Here is an 18,429-nt window from a genome sequence, read left to right on the forward strand (position 1 = left end):
CGCCCGGTCCCATTCCGAACCCGGAAGCTAAGCCTGCCAGCGCCGATGGTACTGCACTCGTAGGGGTGTGGGAGAGTAGGACACCGCCGAACTCAACATGATGTGTAGGGCCCGTCGGAGGCGACTATCTCGAGCGAGATGGGCGCCCGGCGGGCCCTACACGTATGCTCAGGAAGAACTTCAACAGTGGGAGGACTCGTGTCCGACACGAGCGGGCGCGACCGTTCGAACCGTGACGATCGCGGACGTGGTGACCGACAAGGTCACGGCAGGCCAGGACGCCCCGGCAGCGGGAAGAGCGGCGATCGCACACCTGGACAGCGTGGTGGTGGATACCGCGGCCAACAGTCGGGCGGCGGCGGTGGCGCGCGCGGTTCCGGCGGGTACGGCCGCAAGCGCGACGACCGCGACGACCGCGACGGGCGGGACGATCGCCGCGGCGGATCGGGCAACTCGGGTGGCTACGGCCGGCGCGACGACTCCCGCGGTGGACGCCCCGGGGGGCGCGACGACTTCCGAGGCGGACGGCCAGGCTCCCGCGACGACCGTGGCCGAGACAGTCGCGACAACCGGGGCGGTGACAACCGCGACAACCGCGACCGGCGCGACAACAACCCACGTGGCGGCTCCCGGGGCGGCGAATCCCGTGGTGGTTACCGCGGAGGCGACACACGCGGCGGTTACCGCGGCGGTGACGACCGGCGACGCGACGGTGGACCGCGCGGAGACCGCAACCGCGACGGTGGGAAGCGCGACGACCGCAGGTTCGACAACCGCGACTCGCGCGGTGACCACGACCGCCGGGACAACCGTGACAACCGTGACAGCCGGGACAATCGCGACCGGCGCGACGCTCGCGACGGTGGACGCAACCGCGACGGCTGGAAGCGCGACGACCGCACGGCCGACAACCGCGGCTCCCGCGACGACCGCGACCGCCGGGACAACCGCGACAACCGCGACAACCGGGGCCGGGACCGGCGGGACGATCGCGGCCCGGCCCGCAGCGGTGGCGGCGGCTACCGCGGCGGTTCCGGCGGCAAGTACGGCGACAAGCCGACCGGCAAACAGGGCTACGGTTCCAGATCGGGCTCCAGCCATGGCTCGAAGCCCGGCTTCAAGTCGGGCCCCAAACCCGGTGGCAGGTACGGCAACCCGAGGGACGAGAGCGACGACCGGTCCATGGGCCGGGCACTGCTCGACGCGCCGGAGCTGCCGGACGAGGCCGAGTACTCGATGCTCGACAGCGAGGCCAGGCGCGACCTGCGCTCGCTGCCGAAGGACTTCGCCGAGACGATCGGCCGGCACCTCGTCGCCGCCGGCATGCTGCTCGATACCGACCCCGATGCGGCTCTCGCCCACGCGCGGTACGCCAAGAAGCGCGCCTCGCGCATCCCCGTGGTGCGGGAAGCGGCCGGTCTCGCGGCCTACCACACCGGTAACTGGTCGGAGGCGCTGACGGAACTGCGTGCGGTGCGGCGGATGACCCACTCCGACGCCCACATTGCCGTGATCGCCGACTCCGAACGCGCGATGGGCAGGCCCGAGCGGGCCCTCGACATCGCCAAGGAGACCAACACGTCCGCGCTGCCGAAGGACGTCGCGATCGAGCTGAAGATCGTCGAGGCCGGCGCGCGCCGCGACCTGGACCAGCTCGACGCCGCCGTCGTGACCCTGCAGGGCGACGACCTGGACCCCGACCGGATCCAGCCGTGGAGCGTGCGCCTGTTCTACGCCTATGCCGACAACCTCGCCGCCGCCGGCCGCACCGACGAGGCCGTCCGGTGGTTCCTGCACGCGGCCGAGGCCGACGGCGACATGGAAACCGACGCCGCCGACCGGGCGGCCGAACTCGCCGGGGAGTGACGTCGTGGGCGACACGCTGCTCGACCGCCACGACGCACTGCTGCTCGACCTCGACGGGACCGTCTACCGCGGCGCCCACCCCGTGCCGGGCGCGGCCGAGGCGATCACCCGCGCCCGTGAGCACGGCGTGGCCGTGCGGTTCGTGACGAACAACGCCTCGAAGGCGCCGGCGTCGGTGGTCACCCACCTCGAGGACGTCGGGGTGCCGGCGACCGGCGACGAGGTCAGCACCAGCGCCCAGGCCGGCGTGCAGCTGCTCGCCGAGCGCCTCCGGGCGGGGCAGAAGGCCCTCGTCGTCGGTACCGATGCGCTCGCCGCGCAGGTCGCCGACGCCGGGCTCGAACCGGTACGCACCGCGGATCCGGACGTCGCCGGCGTCATCCAGGGCCACTCGCCGGACACGGCATGGCCCGTCCTCGCCGAGGCCTGCCTCGCCGTCCGCGCCGAGGCGGTGTGGGTCGCCTGCAACGAGGACGCCACCCTGCCCACCGAACGCGGCCAGCTGCCCGGCAACGGGGCGATGGTCGCGGCGCTGCGTGCCGCCACCGGCCGGGCACCCGTCGTCGCGGGCAAACCGCAGACACCGCTGCTGCGGCTCGCGGCCGATTCGGCGGCGGCCTCGCGCCCACTCGTCGTCGGCGACCGGCTCGACACCGACATCGAAGGCGCCGTCGCCGCCGACATGGCCTCGCTGGCCGTGCTGACCGGCGTCGTCACCCCCGCGGCGCTGCTGCAGGCGCCGCCGCACCAGCGTCCCGGATACATCGCCGCCGACATGGCCGCCCTCGACGCGCCTGCGGACGACTCCGTCGTCGGACCGGACGAGTCCTGGCACGTCACCGTCGACGGCCCGGCCCTCGTCGCCACGCACACGCGCACCGACACGGCCACGGACGGTTCGGCGATCGGCCTGCTCCGCGCCCTGTGCGGCGTCGCGTGGCGCTCCGGTGTCACCGACGTCCGCGCGGGCGACGAGCGCGCCGAGGCGGCACTGGCCGAGCTCGACCCCACGCCCTGACACGGCCCGACTCGTCGCCGCTGTCGCGGGGAGATCGGATAACGTTGAGCCGTGCAGGAACACACCGACCAGCCGGCCGACCCGGCAGGCGAGCCCCACCCGGAACCGCAGGACACCGACCCGCGCGGCGGCATCGACGACGCGGTGGCCGCGCTGGACGAGCTCGACCGGCTGCCCGTGGCCGAGCACGTCGAACGTTTCGACGCCGTGCACACGGAGTTGACGGTCGCGCTGTCCAGCATCGACAAGGTGTGAGACATGGCGCGTAGGGCGCGTCTCGACGCGGAACTGGTACGCCGTGGCCTGGCGCGATCCCGGGAACACGCCAGCACCCTCATCGGCGAGGGCCGGGTGACCGTCCGCGGGATGGTCGCAGGCAAGGCCGCCACCGGCGTCGAGGCCGACGCCGCCATCGTCGTCCGCACCGACGACGACCCCGGCTGGGCCTCCCGCGGGGCACACAAACTGCTCGGCGCCCTCGAGGCGTTCACCCCGGACGGACTGACCGTCGCCGGCAAACGCTGCCTCGACGCGGGCGCGTCGACCGGCGGATTCACCGACGTCCTGCTCCGCGAGGGCGCGCGCGAGGTGGTCGCCGCCGACGTCGGCCGAGGACTGCTCGACTGGCGCCTGCGCACCGACGAACGCGTCGTCGTGCTCGACAAGACCAACGTCCGCAACCTCACGCCCGACGACATCGGCGGTCGGGTGGACCTGGTCGTGGCGGACCTGTCGTTCATCTCCCTCGGCCTCGTGCTGCCCGCGCTCGCGGCGTGTGCCGCCGACGGGGCCGACCTGCTACCGATGGTCAAACCGCAGTTCGAGGTCGGCAAGGAGCGACTCGGCAGCGGCGGTGTCGTGCGCGACCCGGCCCTGCGCACCGAGGCCGTGCTCGGCGTGCTGCACGTGGCCGCCGAGCACGGGCTGACCACGAAGGCCGTCACCGCGAGCCCGCTGCCGGGCCCGTCAGGCAACGTCGAGTTCTTCGCATGGCTGCGCAAGGCACAGGGCGAGGCCGGCGAGCCCGACACCGACCCGGCCGAGCTGGTGCGGACCGCCGTCGCGGAGGGCCCGCAGTGACGCCGCCGGAGAAGGGGCGGCCGGGCCGCGAGGTGCTGCTCGTCGCGCACCCCGACCGCGAGTCGACCCGGGATGCCGCCCGCGCCGTGGCTGCGCGACTGGCCGGGGCCGGGATCGGCCTGCGGGTCGTCGACGAGGAGGTGCGGCTGCTCATCGGGCCGCCGGACGCCGCGCCGTGCGTGGTGGCCGACCTCAGCGGCGATCCGGCCGCCGGTGCCGAACTGGTGCTCGTACTCGGCGGCGACGGCACGCTGCTGCGCGCGGCCGAACTGGCCCGTTCCGCGGGCGTGCCCGTGCTGGGCGTCAACCTCGGCCGTGTCGGCTTCCTCACCGAGGCCGATTCGGACGCGCTGGCCGACACCGTGGAACGCGTCGTCGACGAGCGCTACCGCATCGAGGAGCGCATGACGATCGACGTCACCGTGACCCAGGGCGACGAGGTCGTGGCCAGGACGTGGGCGCTCAACGAGGCCAGTGTCGAGAAGTCCACGCGCGAACGCATCCTCGACGCGCTGATCGAGGTCGATGGCAGGCCGGTGTCGGCGTTCGGCTGCGACGGTGTGCTCTGCTCGACCCCGACCGGGTCGACCGCCTACGCGTTCTCCGCGGGCGGACCCGTCGTGTGGCCCGACGTCGAGGCGCTGCTGGTGGTGCCCAGCAACGCGCACGCCATGTTCTCGCGACCGCTCGTCGTCTCGCGCGAGTCGGTGATCACCGTCCGCGTCGACCCCGACGGCTCGCCCGCGGTCCTGACCTGTGACGGCCTGCGGCACGTCGACCTCGAGCCGGGCATGCGGGTGCGCGTCACCGCGGGCCGGGTGCCCGTCCGGTTGGCGCACCTGTGGGACGGGCCGTTCACCGACCGGCTGGTGCACAAGTTCTCCCTGCCGGTCAAGAGCTGGCGCGAGCGGCACGACCGCGACCTGCCCGGGTGAGCCTGCCCACCCCGCTCGTCGAGCGGGCCCCGCCCACCCGGCCGAACCGCGGCGCGGGCGAACGGGCCCGCCGTCGGCGGTGGAATTGTCGGCGACTGCCGATACGGTGGGACCGTGCTGGCCGAGATGCGAATCCAGGGCCTCGGAGTGATCGAGGACGCCCTGCTCGAACTGCACCCGGGATTCACCGTCGTCACCGGTGAGACCGGGGCGGGCAAAACCATGGTGGTCACCGGGCTGCACCTGCTCTCCGGTGGTCGGTCCGAGGCGTCGAAGGTGCGCGCGGGCGCCACGAAGGCGTCCGTCGAGGGGCGTTTCGAGGGGGTGGCCACCGCGGGCGAGCGTGCCGCGGGGATCGTCGCCGACTCCGGCGCCGACGTCGACGAGGACGGCAGCGTCATCGCGATGCGGTCGGTCAGCGCCGACGGCAGGTCCCGGGCACACCTCGGCGGTCGGTCGGTGCCCGTCGGCGTGCTCGGCGACCTCGCCGAGCAGCTCATCGCCGTGCACGGCCAGAACGACCAGCTGAACCTGCTGCGCGCGGCCCAGCAGCGCGAGGTGCTCGACCGGTTCGCCGGCGACGCGGTGGCCGCGCCGCTGGCCGAGTACCAGCGGGTGCGAGGGGAGTGGCTCGAGGTCATCACCGAGCTCGAGGAACGCACGTCGCGCTCCCGTGAACTCGCCCAGCAGGCCGATCTGCTGCGACACGGGCTGGCCGAGATCGAGGCCGTCGCACCCGAATCGGGCGAGGACGTCGAGCTGACCGAACAGGTCAAACGACTCGCCGCGGTCGACGAACTCCGCGAGGCCGCCTCCGGCGCCTCGATCGCCGTGTCCGGGGCGGCCGACGGCGATCCGGACGTGCCCGGGGCGCTGGGCCTGCTCGCCGACGCGCGCCGCAGGCTGTCGGGCGTCGGCGACGAGGCGTTGCGCGAGCTCGAACCGCGGATCGCCGAGGCGGCGACGCTGCTGTCGGACATCGGGGCCGAGCTCACGACCTACCTCGACGGGCTCGAGGCCGACCCCGAACGACTCGAACAGATCCTCGCCAGGCAGTCCGAGCTCAAGAAGCTCACGCGCAAGTACGCCGCGGACGTCGACGGCGTACTGACCTGGGCCGACGACGCCCGCACGCGGCTCGAGAGCCTGGACACCTCCGACGAGGCGCTCACCGCGTTGGCCGCCCGCCGCGACGAGCTGGCGGCCGAGCTCGCCGGGCACGCCGCGGCCGTCAGCAAGGCGCGCGGCGCCGCGGCCGCGACCTGGCCGGCCGGGTCACCGACGAACTCGCCGGCCTCGCCATGGGGCAGGCCGAGATCGAACTCCCGGTGCGGCAGAAGGAGGCCGACGCCGGCGACGCCCACGCGTTGACCGTCGACGGCCGGCGGCTGCACGCCGGCCCCGAGGGCGTCGACGAGGTCGAACTCGTGCTCAAGGCGCACTCGGGTGCGCAGCCGCTGCCGGTGCACAAGGCCGCCTCCGGTGGTGAGCTCTCGCGCGTCATGCTGGCCATCGAGGTCGTGCTCGCCCACGCCGACCCGGTGCAGACACTCGTGTTCGACGAGGTCGACGCCGGGGTGGGCGGCCGGGCCGCCGTGGAGATCGGCAAGCGGCTCGCCGCGCTGGCCCGCACACACCAGGTGCTCGTCGTGACGCACCTGCCGCAGGTCGCCGCGTTCGCGGATCAGCACCTCGTGGTCGACAAGGGCACCTCCGGTGGGGTCACCCGCAGTGGGGTGACCGTGCTCGACCCCGCGCACCGCGTCGACGAACTCGCCCGCATGCTCGCCGGACTCGACGGCAGCGACGCGGGCCGGGCGCACGCGGAGGAACTCATCGGCGCCGCCGAGATGTACAAGGCCTACAAGGAGAAATCGGCGGGCTCGACCCGGAAGTCGGGAGGCTCGGCAGCGAAGTCCGCATCGTCCAAGGCGTCCACACCGGCCAAGTCGTCCAACTCGCCGAAGTCGCAGAAGTCCTCGACGGAGGCGAAAACGACGAAGAAGGCCGATACCGGCACGTAATCACGGTGCCGATCCTGCGACCCCACCGGTGATCCTGTGGGGTTCCCCGGCGCGTCGCGACGCTTTTCCGGCAAGACTTTTGTCAGTATCGAGCCATGAAACTCTCCGGCATGCTCACCCGGGCCAAGGAACCGTTGCCCGGTATCAGCGGAGTGGCACGCGTCGACCGGCGTACCCGGGAGTTGTTGCGGCGGGTGGGTTCCGGGGACATCGTCGTGCTCGACGAGGTCGACATCGACCGGGCGACCGCCGACACGCTCGTCCAGGCCGAGGTTGCGGCCGTGGTGAACGCCGCACCGTCCATTTCGGGCAGGTTCCCCAACCTGGGCCCGGAGATCCTCGTCGAGGCGGGTATCCCGCTGGTCGACAACGTCGGCGCCGACGTCGTGCACCGCGTCAAGGACGGGGCCAAGGTCCGCCTGGACGGCGGCACCCTGTACTCGGGTGACAAGCAGCTCGCGTCCGGGACGGTGCAGACGGCCGAGAGCATCGCCGACTCGATGATCGAGGCCAAGGCGGGCATGTCCACGCAGCTGGAAGCCTTCTCGGCCAACACGATCGAGTTCCTGCGCCGCGAGCGGGCCCTGATCCTCGACGGCGTCGGCGTGCCCGACCTGCGGATCTCGCTGAAGGACCGCAACGTGCTGGTGGTCGCGCCCGGCAACGAGCACGCCGAGGACCTCAAGACGCTCAAGAAGTTCATCAACGAGCACCGGCCCGCCCTGATCGGTGTCGACTCGGCCGCCGACACGCTGCGGTCGATGGGCTACACGCCCGACATCGTCGTGGGCGACCCGAACAGCATCGAGGCGCAGACGCTCAAGGAATGCCACGAGGTGGTCGTGCCCGCCCAGCCCGACGGGTACGCGCCGGGCGTCGAGCGGATCCAGGACCTGGGCATCGGCGCGGTGACGTTCCCGGCCTCGGGCAACGCCGAGGACCTGGCGTTGCTGCTGGCCGACACGCATGAGGCGAGCCTCGTGGTGACCGTCGGATTCCAGGCGACGCTGCGGGAGTTCCTCGACCACGGACGGTCCGGGTCGAACCCGTCGACCTTCCTCACGCGACTCAAGCTCGGCACGAAGCTCGTCGACGGCAAGGCCGTCGCGACGCTGCACCGCAACCGGGTGTCGATGGCCGCGGTGGTGCTGCTCGTGCTGGCGGCCCTCGTGGTCGTCGCGGCCGCGCTGCTTGTCTCGGACGTCGGAACCGTCTACGTCGACTGGCTGCGCGACACCTGGAATTCGTTCGTCACATGGCTGAGGGGACTGTTCTAGGTGATCACCCTGCGCTACCACATCATCTCGATCACCGCGGTGTTCCTGGCGCTGGCGATCGGGGTCGTGCTCGGTTCGACGGCGCTCAACGGGACGTTGCTGTCGGGCCTGTCCGACGAGCGCGGTGATCTCGCGCGCAGGTCAGCAACCTGGAGAGCGAACGCAACGCGCTGCAGGGGCAGCTGGCCGACTCCGACGCGTTCGCCGGTTCGGTCGGCGGCAACGTCGTCGACGGCCTCCTCGACGAGCGGTCCGTCGTGTTCGTGACGACGCCGGATGCCAGCTCGGCCGACCGGGACGCGCTCACCGAACGCGTCGAGCAGTCCGGTGCCGAGGTGACGGGCGAACTGCAGCTCACCGAGGCGTTCACCGACCCCGGCCAGTCCGACCAGTTGCGTGAGGTCGTCACCCGCCTGCAGCCGTCCGGGGCCGAGTTCCCGACCGCGGGCGACCCGGGCACCCTGGCCGGCGCGCTCGTCGGCTCGACGTTGCTGCTCGACGGGGAGAACGCGCGTCCGCAGGCCTCCCGCGCGGAGCGTGCGGCGGCGCTGTCCGGACTCGCCGACAGCGGATTCGTGAACCAGAGCGAGAACGTGCAGCCTGCGCAGCTGGCGATCGTGTTGACCGGCGGCAAGGAGGCCGGCGACGGCGCGGGCAACAAGGCCGCGACGATCAGCCGGTTCGCCGCGCAGCTCGACCGCACCGGTGCGGGCACCGTCCTCGCCGGACAGTCGTCGTCGGCCGAGGGCAGCGGAGCCGTCGGGGTGGCGCGGGCCGACACGGCGACCTCGTCGATTCTGTCCACCGTGGACAACGTCGACACCCACTCCGGCCGGGTCGCCGCCGTGCTGGCGTTGCGCGAGCAGCTCGAGGGCGACGCGGGGCGCTACGGCACGGCGGGCAACGCCGAGGGGCCCGCGCCGGGCGTCAATCCGGAGGAAGGCCGCTGAGCATCCCCGTCCACGCGTCGACGAACCCGGGGAAGGTCTTGCCGACCGTCTCCGGGTTCTCCACGGCGATGCCGGGGACCCGCAGGCCGAGCACCGCGCCCGCCATGACCAGCCGGTGGTCGTCGTAGGTGTGAAAGGTGCCGGCGTGCAGCGCGGCCGGGCGGATCGTCAGTCCGTCCGCGGTCTCGGACACGTCGCCGCCCAGTGCCGTCAACTCCGTCGCCAACGCCGCCAGCCGGTCGGTCTCGTGGCCGCGCAGATGCGCGACGCCGGAGATCGTCGACGGGCCGTCCGCGAAGCACAGGAGCGCGGCGACGACCGGGGTCAGCTCGCCCACCTCGTGCAGGTCGAGGTCCATGCCGGGTAGACCGCCGCCGCCCGTCACGGTCAGTCCGTCGCCGGTGAACACGGCCTTGCCGCCGAGTTCGGCGATCAGGCTTCGCAGCCAGTCGCCCGGCTGGGTGGTCTGCCGCGGCCAGTCCGGAATGTGCACCGAACCGCCGGTGAGCAACGGGGCGACGACGAACGGCGCCGCCGTCGACAGGTCCGGTTCCACCGTGTACTCCGGCAGCTCCAACCGTCCGGCCGGGACGTGGAACTCGCTGCCGGCGCGCTGGGGCGCCGCGCCGAACCGGCGCAGCATGTCGATCGTCATCGCGATGTGCGGTTCGCTCGGCACCTCGCCGACCAGACGCACCGTGACGCCGTGCTCGAACGCCGGTGCCGCGAGCAGCAGGGCGGACAGGAACTGGCTGCTCGCCGAGGAGTCCAGTTCGACCTCGCCACCGGCCAGGCCGCCGCGCCCGCGCACCGTCAGCGGGGGAGCGCCCGGCGTGCCGCCCTCGTCCACGATGTCGGCCCCGAGGTCGCGCAGCGCGCCGATCAGCGGCGACAGCGGCCGCCTGCGGATCGCCGCGTCCCCGTCGAACCGCACCGCACGGGTGCCCAGCGCGGCCAACGGCGGGGTGAACCGCGCCACCGTGCCCGCATTACCTAGGTCGACCCGGGCCGCATCGGAGGCGCGGGAGAGCGGCCCGACGCGGACACCGTCGTCGACGTGCTCGATGCGGCAGCCCATTGCCGTCAACGCGCCCTCCATGAGGCGCGCGTCGCGGGAGTCGAGCGGACGGCGCACCCAGGTGCGGCCGCTCGAGAGCGCGGCGAGCACATAAGCCCGGTTGGTGATCGACTTCGAGCCCGGAACGCGGACCGTGGCATCGACCTCGGCCTCGGCGAGTGGGGCTGTCCAGGAGGGTTCCGTCGGCACGTCGACACTGTACTCCCGGGCCCCGACCGGGCCCGCCACGCGAGGGGGACCGGCCTTGCGGTGCGATCTCGCGGGCGTGAGTTAAGGTGGAAGCCCGTGGGACTTCAGCCGCGGACAACCAAGTACGTCTTCGTCACCGGAGGCGTCGCCTCCTCACTGGGCAAGGGGCTCACCGCCTCCAGCCTGGGCCAGCTCCTCACCGCTCGTGGGCTCCGCGTCACGATGCAGAAGCTGGACCCGTATCTCAACGTCGACCCGGGCACCATGAACCCGTTCCAGCACGGTGAGGTGTTCGTCACCGAGGACGGCGCCGAGACCGATCTGGACATCGGGCACTACGAGCGGTTCCTCGACCGCGATCTGTCCGGTTCGGCCAACGTCACCACCGGGCAGGTCTACTCGACCGTCATCGCCAAGGAACGGCGCGGCGAGTACCTCGGCGACACCGTGCAGGTCATCCCGCACATCACCGACGAGATCAAGGACCGCATCATGGCCGTCGCCGACGGCGACGGCAGCGGCCAGCGTCCCGACGTGGTGATCACCGAGGTCGGCGGCACGGTCGGCGACATCGAGTCGCTGCCGTTCCTCGAGGCGTGCCGCCAGGTGCGGCACGACGTGGGCCGGGACAACTGCTTCTTCCTGCACGTCTCGCTCGTGCCCTACCTCGCCCCGTCCGGCGAGCTCAAGACGAAGCCGACCCAGCACTCGGTCGCCGCGCTGCGCAACATCGGTATCCAGCCCGACGCGCTCGTGTGCCGCGCCGACCGGCCGCTGCCGCACGACGTGAAGAACAAGATCGGCCTGATGTCCGATGTGGACAGCGAGGCCGTGATCGCGTGCCCGGACGCGCCGTCGATCTACGACATCCCGAAGGTGCTGCACTCCGAGGCGCTCGACGCCTACGTCGTGCGCAGGCTCGGCCTGCCGTTCCGGGACGTCGACTGGACCGTGTGGGGCGACCTGCTCGAGCGGGTCCACAATCCGAACGAGACCGTGCGGATCGCGCTCGTCGGCAAGTACATCGACCTGCCGACGCGTATCTGTCGGTCACCGAGGCGCTCCGCGCGGGCGGCTTCGCCCACCGTGCCAAGGTGAAGGTCGTCTGGGTGCCTTCCGACGACCTGCTCACCGAGTCCGGGGCGGCCGCTGCATTGTCCGATGTGGACGGCATTCTCATTCCGGGCGGGTTCGGCATCCGCGGCATCGAGGGCAAGATCGGCGCGATCACGTTCGCCCGCGAACGCAAGATCCCGCTGCTCGGACTGTGCCTGGGCCTGCAGTGCGTGGTCGTCGAGGCCGCGCGGAACCTGGCGGGCATCACCGGGGCCGACTCCGCCGAGTTCGACCCGGACACCGCCCACCCCGTGATCTCCACCATGGCCGACCAGAAGCAGGTGGTCGCCGGCCAGAAGGACATGGGCGGCACGATGCGCCTCGGCGCCTATCCGGCGCAGCTGCAGCCGGGTTCGCAGGTCGCCAAGGCCTACGGCGAGACCGAGATCTCCGAACGGCACCGGCACCGCTACGAGGTCAACAACTCCTACCGGGCGCAGCTGTCCGAGGCCGGCCTGGTGTTCTCCGGAACCTCGCCCGACGACCGGCTCGTCGAGTTCGTCGAACTGCCCTCGGACCAGCACCCGTTCTTCGTGGCCACCCAGGCGCACCCGGAGCTCAAGAGCCGGCCGACCCGACCGCATCCGCTGTTCGGGGCGTTCATCCGGGCGGCGGTGGATTACCACACCGCCGAGCGGCTGCCCGTCGAGTTGCCCGAGTCCGCGGGCCCTCGATGAGCGAGCCGGGAACCCACGAGTTCGACGTCCGGTCCAGCAAGGACGTCCACATCGGACGCGTCGTCGGCCTGCGGGTCGACGAGGTGGCCATGCCGGGCGGGAGCACCGCCCGGCGGGAGGTCGTCGAGCATCTCGGTGCCGTCGCCGTGTGCGCCGTGGACGACGACGGCGCGGTGACCCTCATCCACCAGTACCGACATCCGGTGCGGGACCGGCTGTGGGAACTGCCCGCAGGGCTGCTCGACGTCCACGGCGAGGAGCCCGTCGACACCGCGGCCAGGGAGCTCGCCGAGGAGGCGGGCCTGGCCGCGGGGCGCTGGGACACCCTCGTCGAGGTCGCGGCCTCACCGGGCTTCACCGACGAGGTGGTGCGCGTGTTCCTCGCACGCGACCTGCGTCCGGTGGAGCGCGAACTGCACGGCGACGAGGAAGCCGACCTGACCATCACGACCGTGCCCCTGACCGAGGCCGTGCGCATGGTGCTGGCCGGCGAGATCGTCAACGGCGCCAGCGTCGGCGGGATCCTCGCGGCGCACACCGTGCTCGCCGGGGGAGGGCTCGCCGGGGGAGGGGAGCCGGCCGGTCTCCCGCGCGCGGCGGGCGCACCGTGGCGGCACCGGCCGACCACGTTCGCCGAGCGCATTCTCGAACCCTGAGCAGATCCGGCGGCCGGGCCGGCGTCACTCGGCTCCGGTCACTCGCGGAGTCGGCGGCCCTTGCCGTCGACCCCGCCGCTGGCGAGCAGGATGATGCCGTCGATGAACGACCACACCGCACCCATGCCCAGCGTGACGATCGTGACGAACAGCTGGGCGACCGCGACCCCGGTGTGGCCGGTGTAGAACCGGCCGACCCCGAACGGCAGCAACAGCTGCAGCAGGCCCGCGACCAGCTTGGACTTCTCCGAGTAGGTCACCATTTCCGCGCCGGGGCGCGGATCGCGTTCGGGATGCCGCGACATCGGCGGCATCGTCGGCAGTGGTGGTGCCAGGAACGCCGGATGCGGTGCGGGCAGATCCTCGAACTGCGTGCGCACCTCCGCCCGCGTCTGGGCGGCGACCAGGGCGCCGACCCGTTCGTCGTACTCCGCGATGGTCAATCTGCCCGCGCTGAAGTGCTCGGAGAGGACCTGCGTGGCCTCCTCCCGCTCGGCGGTGCCGATTCGCAGCTGTTCCGGATCCTGCGCCATGCCCCGACGGTACCGGGCCCGGCGTCCGGCGGTGGGCATCGGCGACATGTCGGCGCACCGCGGCGAAACCACGCCCGCCGGCGAGCGTTGCCTCTACAGTGTCCGGCGTGACGCGCACGCGAGGATCCGTCCATCAGGTCGTGGCGACCTACCTGGACCACCTCGCGGTCGAACGCGGCACCTCACGCAACACGCTCGACAGCTACGCCCGGGACCTGCGGCGCTACGGGGCGTTCCTCGCCGGCGCCGGTGTCGAGGAGCTCGCCGAGGTCCGCCCGGCGCACGTCACCGAGTTCGGCGCCGCACTGCGCGAGGGCAGCGAGGACCACCCGCCGCTCGCGGCGTCCTCGGCGGCCCGAGCCCTCGTCGCGGTGCGCGGCCTGCACCGGTTCGCCTGCGCCGACGGGATCACCGAGCACGACCCCGCCCGCGACGTCCACCCGCCGGCCCCGCCCCGCCGGCTGCCGAAGGCGCTGCCCGTGGACGACGTGCTGCGCCTGCTCGCGACCCCCGGCGAGGAGGGCGAACGTCCGCTGCGGGACCGGGCCCTGCTCGAACTGCTGTACTCCACCGGCGCGCGGATCTCCGAGGCCGTGGGGCTCGACGTCGACGACATCGACACCACCGAACGGACCGTGATCCTCGACGGCAAGGGCGGCCGGCAACGCCTCGTGCCCGTGGGCAGACCCGCGCTCGAGGCGCTGGATGCCTACCTGGTGCGGGCCCGGCCGGTGCTCGCGCGATCCGGCCGGGGTACCGCGGCGGTGTTCCTCAACAACCGTGGCGGCCGGCTGTCCCGGCAGAGCGCCTGGCACGTGCTCAAGACCGCGGCCGAACGCGCCGGCATCAGCGCGACCGTCTCCCCGCACACCCTGCGCCACTCGTTCGCCACGCACCTCATCGAGGGCGGCGCCGACGTGCGCGTCGTGCAGGAGCTGCTCGGCCACGCCTCGGTGACCACGACCCAGGTCTACACGCTCGTCACCGTCAACACGCTGCGCGAGGTGTACGCCACCGCGCACCCGAGGGCCCTGCAGTAGCAGCGACGACGGGCGTTGCCGACGAAGGTGTCAACTCGCGGACCTGCCCGGCGAGCCTCTTTGCCGCTATGTCTACTCGGCGCTTAGGCTGACGCCGTTCTTGCTCGAAGGAGGAGCTTCCGCCCTATGTCGACCTCCCAGCACCCGGCGCGATCCGACGCGCACGGCACCGACGCGCCCGCCGGCGCGACGAAGGACGGCGACGTCCCGCTCGGGCCGACGGGCCGACCGCTTCGGGAGATCCCGGAACCCCCGGAGTTGCAGTCGCACGGACCGGCCACGGTCCTGGCGATGTGTAACCAGAAGGGCGGCGTGGGCAAGACCACCTCGACGATCAACCTCGGCGCGGCGCTCGCCGAGTACGGCAGGCGCGTGTTGCTGGTCGACTTCGATCCGCAGGGCGCGTTGTCGGTCGGTCTCGGCGTGCAGCCGCACGAGCTCGACCAGAGCGTCTACAACGTGATCATGGAGCGGTCGCTGCCGGTGGACGGCGTCATCCGGAACACGAAGCTCGAGGGCGTCGACCTGTTGCCGAGCAACATCGACCTGTCGGCGGCCGAGGTTCAGCTGGTCGCCGAGGTCGGACGTGAGCACACGCTACTGAGGGTGCTGCACCCCGTGATGAAGCAGTACGACTATGTTCTTGTCGACTGCCAGCCGTCGCTGGGGCTGCTCACCGTCAACGCGCTCACCGCGTCCGACGGCGTGATCATCCCGCTGGAGTGCGAGTTCTTCAGTCTGCGGGGCGTGGCGTTGCTGATCGACACCATCGATAAGGTGCGCGAACGGCTCAACCCCAAACTGGACATCACCGGCATTCTTGCCACGATGTTCGACCCGAGGACTCTGCATTCGAAGGAGGTCATGGCGCGCGTGGTGGAGGCATTCGGCGACACCGTGTTCGACACGGTCATCAACCGCACCGTGCGGTTCCCGGAGACCACTGTGGCCGGAGAACCGATCACCCGCTGGGCCCCGCGCTCGGCCGGCGCCGCCGCGTACCGGCAGCTGGCGCGTGAGGTGATCGGTCGGTGAGCAAACGAGCATCCCTCCCGGGTGCGTCCGAGTTGTTCCGCCGTACCAGCAACCCCGTGTTCGGGGACGGCGCCGTGACGCCGGCGGTTCCGCCTGCGCCCGCTCCGGCGCCGGAGGCCGAATCGGTGGATCCCGCACCGTCCGACACCGGCGGTGCCGCGTCCGGATCGGACAGCGCCGGCTCCGGCCGTGGCGGCTCGGACGGTGCCGCTCCGGACGGCCGTGCCGGCAAGCCCGCGGACACGAGGTCCGCGCGCGGTCTGGCGACGACCAACGCGGGCAGGCGCGGATCCGGGCGGCAGAAGCACGACACGAAGATCACCGTGTACCTGTCCGGCGACGAGCTCGTGGCGATCGAGCAGACCCGGCTCGCGCTGCGCGCCTCGCACGACCTCGCGGTCGACCGCGGCCGCATCGTGCGCGAGGCCGTGGCCGTGCTGCTCGCCGACTTCGAGGAGCACGGCGACGACTCGGTGCTCGTCAACCGGCTCCGCGACGGTGATCTCGACGGGCAGGAAGCCGCGAACTGATGGACCAGGGGGCACCGCCCCAGCCGGACGCCGGCGACGACGAGGTACCCGAGACGGCGCAGACGTCGACGGGTACCGACGACGACGCCGACGAATCGAGCGGGGCGTCGAAGTTCCAGGTGCGCCTGGCCAACTTCGAGGGCCCGTTCGACCTGCTGTTGCAGCTGATCTCGCAGCACCAGCTGGACGTCACCGAGGTCGCCCTGCACCAGGTCACCGACGACTTCATCGCGCACACCCGCTCGCTCGGCCAGGAATGGGACCTCGACGAGACCACCGAGTTCCTCGTCGTCGCGGCGACCCTGCTGGATCTGAAGGCCGCCCGGCTGCTGCCCGCCGGCGACGTGGAGGACGAGGACGACCTCGCCCTGCTCGAGGCGCGGGACCTGCTGTTCGCCCGGGTGCTGCAGTACCGCGCGTACAAGCAGGTCGCGGCGCTGTTCGGCGAGCTCGAGGCCGGGGCGCTGCGGCGGTATCCGCGATCGGTGTCGCTCGAGGAGCGCTACCTCGGCCTGCTGCCGGAGGTGATGCTCGGCGTCACCCCGGAGCGCTTCGCCGACCTCGCCGTCGGCGTGTTCCGCCCCAAGCCGGTGCCCGAGGTCTCGCTGGGCCATCTGCACATGGGTGCCGTGTCGGTGCGCGAGCACGCCGCCCTCCTGCGGCTGCGCCTGGCCGAACGCGGCGGCGGGACGTTCAGCGACCTCGTCTCGGACTGCGAGCACACGATCGAGGTCGTTGCCCGGTTCCTGGCCCTGCTCGATCTGTACCGCGAGAAGACGGTCACCTTCGAGCAGGAGGAAGCGCTGTCCGAACTGCATGTGCGCTGGACCGGCGGGTCGGTCGAGGAGGCGGCCGCGCAGGCCGAGGCCGACCGCGCCGCGATGACGGAGGACGAGGAGTACGGGTGAGCGAGCCACACGACATCGAGGGCGCCGACACGCCGACCGAGACCGAACCGGCCGTGCCCGTCGACACCGACCCTGCCGAGGCCGGCGACACGACGCCTGCCGACGCCGAGGCACCCGGGCCGGTCGACACCGACCCCGCCGAGGCCGAGGCCGGCGAGGCCGAAGCACCCGAGGCCGGTGGCGAGGAGGACACGAGTCTCGTCGCGGTGGCGCAGGACCGGGCGCTGCCGGACGTCGAGGAGCACGACACGCTCGTCTCGGCGCTCGAGGCGATGCTGCTGGTGGTCGACACGCCCGTCGACGAGGAGACCCTCGCCGGGGCGTTGGAGCAGCCGGTCGACCGGGTCACCGAGGTCCTGCGGACGATGGCCGAGGACTACACCGACGCCGGCCGTGGTATCGACCTGCGCCGTTCGGGCGAGGGCTGGCGACTGTACACGCGCGACACCTACGCCCCGTTCGTCGAGAAACTGCTGCTCGACGGCCAGCGGTCGAAGTTGACCAGGGCGGCGTTGGAGACCCTCGCCGTGATCGCCTACCGCCAGCCGGTCACGCGGTCGCGGGTCGCGGCGGTACGCGGTGTGAACGTCGACGGGGTCATCCGTACGCTCGTACAACGCGGTCTGATCGAGGAGACCGGGACCGACGGCGAAACCGGCGGCACCCTGTACGTGACGACCGAGCTGTTCCTCGAGCGGTTGGGCCTGGAGTCGTTGAACGACCTGCCGCCCATCGCGCCCTTGCTACCCGAAGTGGATTCGATCGATGACATCTAGCAACCCCGAAGGGGTTCGCCTGCAGAAGGTGCTCGCGCAGGCGGGCGTGGCCTCGCGCCGCGCGTCGGAGGAGCTGATCTCGCAGGGGCGGGTCAGCGTCGACGGCGAGACCGTCCGCGAGCTCGGCAGGCGGGTCGACCCCGACACCGCGGTGATTCACGTGGACGGTATGCGGGTGATCGTCGACGACGAGCACGTGTACCTCGCGATGAACAAGCCGAAGGGCGTGCACAGCACGATGTCCGACGAGGAGGGCAGGCTGTGCGTCGGCGACTACGTCCGCGACCGCAAGGAGCGCCTGTTCCACGTCGGCAGGCTCGACGCCGAGACAGAGGGTCTGCTGCTGCTGACCAACGACGGTGATCTGGCGAACAAGCTGATGCACCCGTCGTACAAGGTGGCGAAGACGTACCTGGCCGAGGTCGACGGCACCGTGCCGCGCGGTCTGGGCAAGCGGCTGCGCGCCGGGATCGAGCTCGACGACGGTCCGGTCCGGGTGGACGAGTTCCGCGTCAAGGACGTGCAGGCGGGTCGCACGCTCATCGAGGTCGTGCTGCACGAGGGACGCAAGCACATCGTGCGCCGCCTGCTGCGCGAGGTCGGCCACCCGGTGCGCAAGCTGGTCCGGACGCAGGTCGGCGAGGTGCTGCTCGGGCAGACCAAGCCCGGTGCGATCCGCAGGCTGAACCGCAAGGAGATCGGTTCGCTCTACAAGATCGTCGAGTCCTGACCCGGCCGAAT

At 72.0% G+C, this 18,429-nt stretch carries 15 protein-coding genes, 1 rRNA gene and 3 pseudogenes; 17 read left to right on the plus strand and 2 right to left on the minus strand.

Annotation, left to right across the window (positions count from 1 at the left end):
- The 9 genes and pseudogenes from rrf to BJF85_RS05655 form a co-directional block, all read left to right on the plus strand.
- Positions 1-92: ribosomal RNA gene (rrf, locus tag BJF85_RS05615) — 5S ribosomal RNA — on the plus strand; the annotation flags it as partial.
- A 106-nt stretch (positions 93-198) separates the two neighbouring features.
- Positions 199-1,866, plus strand: coding sequence for a hypothetical protein (locus BJF85_RS29670; RefSeq protein ID WP_187346868.1), 1,668 nt, complete (start codon positions 199-201; stop codon positions 1,864-1,866).
- Positions 1,867-1,870: 4 nt separating this feature from the next.
- The gene (locus BJF85_RS05625) at positions 1,871-2,884 is read left to right on the plus strand and encodes an HAD-IIA family hydrolase (protein WP_075846056.1); all 1,014 of its coding nucleotides are present in this window, start codon (positions 1,871-1,873) and stop codon (positions 2,882-2,884) included.
- A 51-nt stretch (positions 2,885-2,935) separates the two neighbouring features.
- Positions 2,936-3,139 (plus strand): hypothetical protein, encoded by a 204-nt coding sequence (locus BJF85_RS05630; RefSeq protein WP_075846057.1) that lies wholly within the window; start codon positions 2,936-2,938, stop codon positions 3,137-3,139.
- Between the two features lie 3 nt (positions 3,140-3,142).
- Positions 3,143-3,964 (plus strand): TlyA family RNA methyltransferase, encoded by an 822-nt coding sequence (locus BJF85_RS05635; RefSeq protein ID WP_075846058.1) that lies wholly within the window; start codon positions 3,143-3,145, stop codon positions 3,962-3,964.
- The gene (locus BJF85_RS05640; protein ID WP_075846059.1) at positions 3,961-4,899 is read left to right on the plus strand and encodes an NAD kinase; all 939 of its coding nucleotides are present in this window, start codon (positions 3,961-3,963) and stop codon (positions 4,897-4,899) included. The genes BJF85_RS05635 and BJF85_RS05640 overlap by 4 nt, the downstream gene beginning before the upstream one ends.
- A gap of 114 nt (positions 4,900-5,013) precedes the next feature.
- Positions 5,014-6,800: pseudogene (recN, locus tag BJF85_RS05645) on the plus strand (DNA repair protein RecN); the annotation flags it as partial.
- 218 nt (positions 6,801-7,018) lie between these two features.
- Positions 7,019-8,200 (plus strand): putative cytokinetic ring protein SteA, encoded by a 1,182-nt coding sequence (gene steA, locus BJF85_RS05650; protein ID WP_075846060.1) that lies wholly within the window; start codon positions 7,019-7,021, stop codon positions 8,198-8,200.
- Positions 8,201-9,150: pseudogene (locus BJF85_RS05655) on the plus strand (copper transporter).
- Here BJF85_RS05655 and aroA read toward each other — a convergent pair.
- Positions 9,128-10,417: a 3-phosphoshikimate 1-carboxyvinyltransferase gene (gene aroA / locus BJF85_RS05660; protein ID WP_075846104.1), complete on the minus strand. Its 1,290-nt coding sequence runs from the start codon at positions 10,415-10,417 to the stop codon at positions 9,128-9,130. The pseudogene BJF85_RS05655 and the gene aroA overlap by 23 nt on opposite strands.
- Positions 10,418-10,513: 96 nt before the next feature.
- Between aroA and BJF85_RS05665 the strand changes: the two are divergent.
- A pseudogene (locus BJF85_RS05665) lies at positions 10,514-12,210 on the plus strand (CTP synthase).
- Positions 12,207-12,866 (plus strand): NUDIX hydrolase, encoded by a 660-nt coding sequence (locus BJF85_RS05670; protein WP_075846061.1) that lies wholly within the window; start codon positions 12,207-12,209, stop codon positions 12,864-12,866. The pseudogene BJF85_RS05665 and the gene BJF85_RS05670 overlap by 4 nt, the downstream one beginning before the upstream one ends.
- Before the next feature lie 38 nt (positions 12,867-12,904).
- Here the strand turns inward: BJF85_RS05670 and BJF85_RS05675 are convergent, their stop codons facing one another.
- Positions 12,905-13,399 (minus strand): DUF1707 domain-containing protein, encoded by a 495-nt coding sequence (locus BJF85_RS05675; RefSeq protein WP_083665996.1) that lies wholly within the window; start codon positions 13,397-13,399, stop codon positions 12,905-12,907.
- 107 nt (positions 13,400-13,506) lie between these two features.
- Between BJF85_RS05675 and xerD the strand changes: the two genes are divergently transcribed.
- From xerD to BJF85_RS05705, 6 genes are all read left to right on the plus strand, one after another.
- Positions 13,507-14,439 (plus strand): site-specific tyrosine recombinase XerD, encoded by a 933-nt coding sequence (xerD, locus tag BJF85_RS05680; RefSeq protein WP_075846106.1) that lies wholly within the window; start codon positions 13,507-13,509, stop codon positions 14,437-14,439.
- A gap of 126 nt (positions 14,440-14,565) precedes the next feature.
- Positions 14,566-15,474, plus strand: a complete 909-nt coding sequence (locus tag BJF85_RS05685; RefSeq protein WP_255375410.1) for a ParA family protein — start codon at positions 14,566-14,568, stop codon at positions 15,472-15,474.
- Positions 15,471-16,004 carry a hypothetical protein gene (locus BJF85_RS05690; protein WP_075846062.1) on the plus strand — a complete coding sequence of 178 codons (534 nt, stop codon included), beginning with the start codon at positions 15,471-15,473 and terminating at the stop codon, positions 16,002-16,004. Before BJF85_RS05685 ends, BJF85_RS05690 begins: the two co-directional genes overlap by 4 nt.
- Positions 16,004-16,912, plus strand: coding sequence for a ScpA family protein (locus BJF85_RS05695; protein ID WP_075846063.1), 909 nt, complete (start codon positions 16,004-16,006; stop codon positions 16,910-16,912). Before BJF85_RS05690 ends, BJF85_RS05695 begins: the two co-directional genes overlap by 1 nt.
- A 53-nt stretch (positions 16,913-16,965) precedes the next feature.
- Positions 16,966-17,688, plus strand: coding sequence for an SMC-Scp complex subunit ScpB (scpB, locus tag BJF85_RS05700; RefSeq protein ID WP_075846107.1), 723 nt, complete (start codon positions 16,966-16,968; stop codon positions 17,686-17,688).
- Positions 17,678-18,418 carry a pseudouridine synthase gene (locus BJF85_RS05705; RefSeq protein WP_075846064.1) on the plus strand — a complete coding sequence of 247 codons (741 nt, stop codon included), beginning with the start codon at positions 17,678-17,680 and terminating at the stop codon, positions 18,416-18,418. Before scpB ends, BJF85_RS05705 begins: the two co-directional genes overlap by 11 nt.
- Positions 18,419-18,429 lie beyond the last annotated feature (11 nt).

The organism is Saccharomonospora sp. CUA-673 (assembly GCF_001942305.1).
Lineage (GTDB): Bacteria > Actinomycetota > Actinomycetes > Mycobacteriales > Pseudonocardiaceae > Prauserella.

Excerpts from the sequence above, each read along its gene's own strand:
- BJF85_RS05705 (WP_075846064.1), top strand. The coding sequence starts at position 17,678 with ATGACATCTAGCAACCCCGAAGGGGTTCGCCTGCAGAAGGTGCTCGCG.
- BJF85_RS05675 (WP_083665996.1), bottom strand. The coding sequence starts at position 13,399 with ATGGCGCAGGATCCGGAACAGCTGCGAATCGGCACCGCCGAGCGGGAG.
- BJF85_RS05685 (WP_255375410.1), top strand. The coding sequence starts at position 14,566 with ATGTCGACCTCCCAGCACCCGGCGCGATCCGACGCGCACGGCACCGAC.
- BJF85_RS05670 (WP_075846061.1), top strand. The coding sequence starts at position 12,207 with ATGAGCGAGCCGGGAACCCACGAGTTCGACGTCCGGTCCAGCAAGGAC.
- steA (WP_075846060.1), top strand. The coding sequence starts at position 7,019 with ATGAAACTCTCCGGCATGCTCACCCGGGCCAAGGAACCGTTGCCCGGT.
- BJF85_RS05695 (WP_075846063.1), top strand. The coding sequence starts at position 16,004 with ATGGACCAGGGGGCACCGCCCCAGCCGGACGCCGGCGACGACGAGGTA.
- BJF85_RS05635 (WP_075846058.1), top strand. The coding sequence starts at position 3,143 with ATGGCGCGTAGGGCGCGTCTCGACGCGGAACTGGTACGCCGTGGCCTG.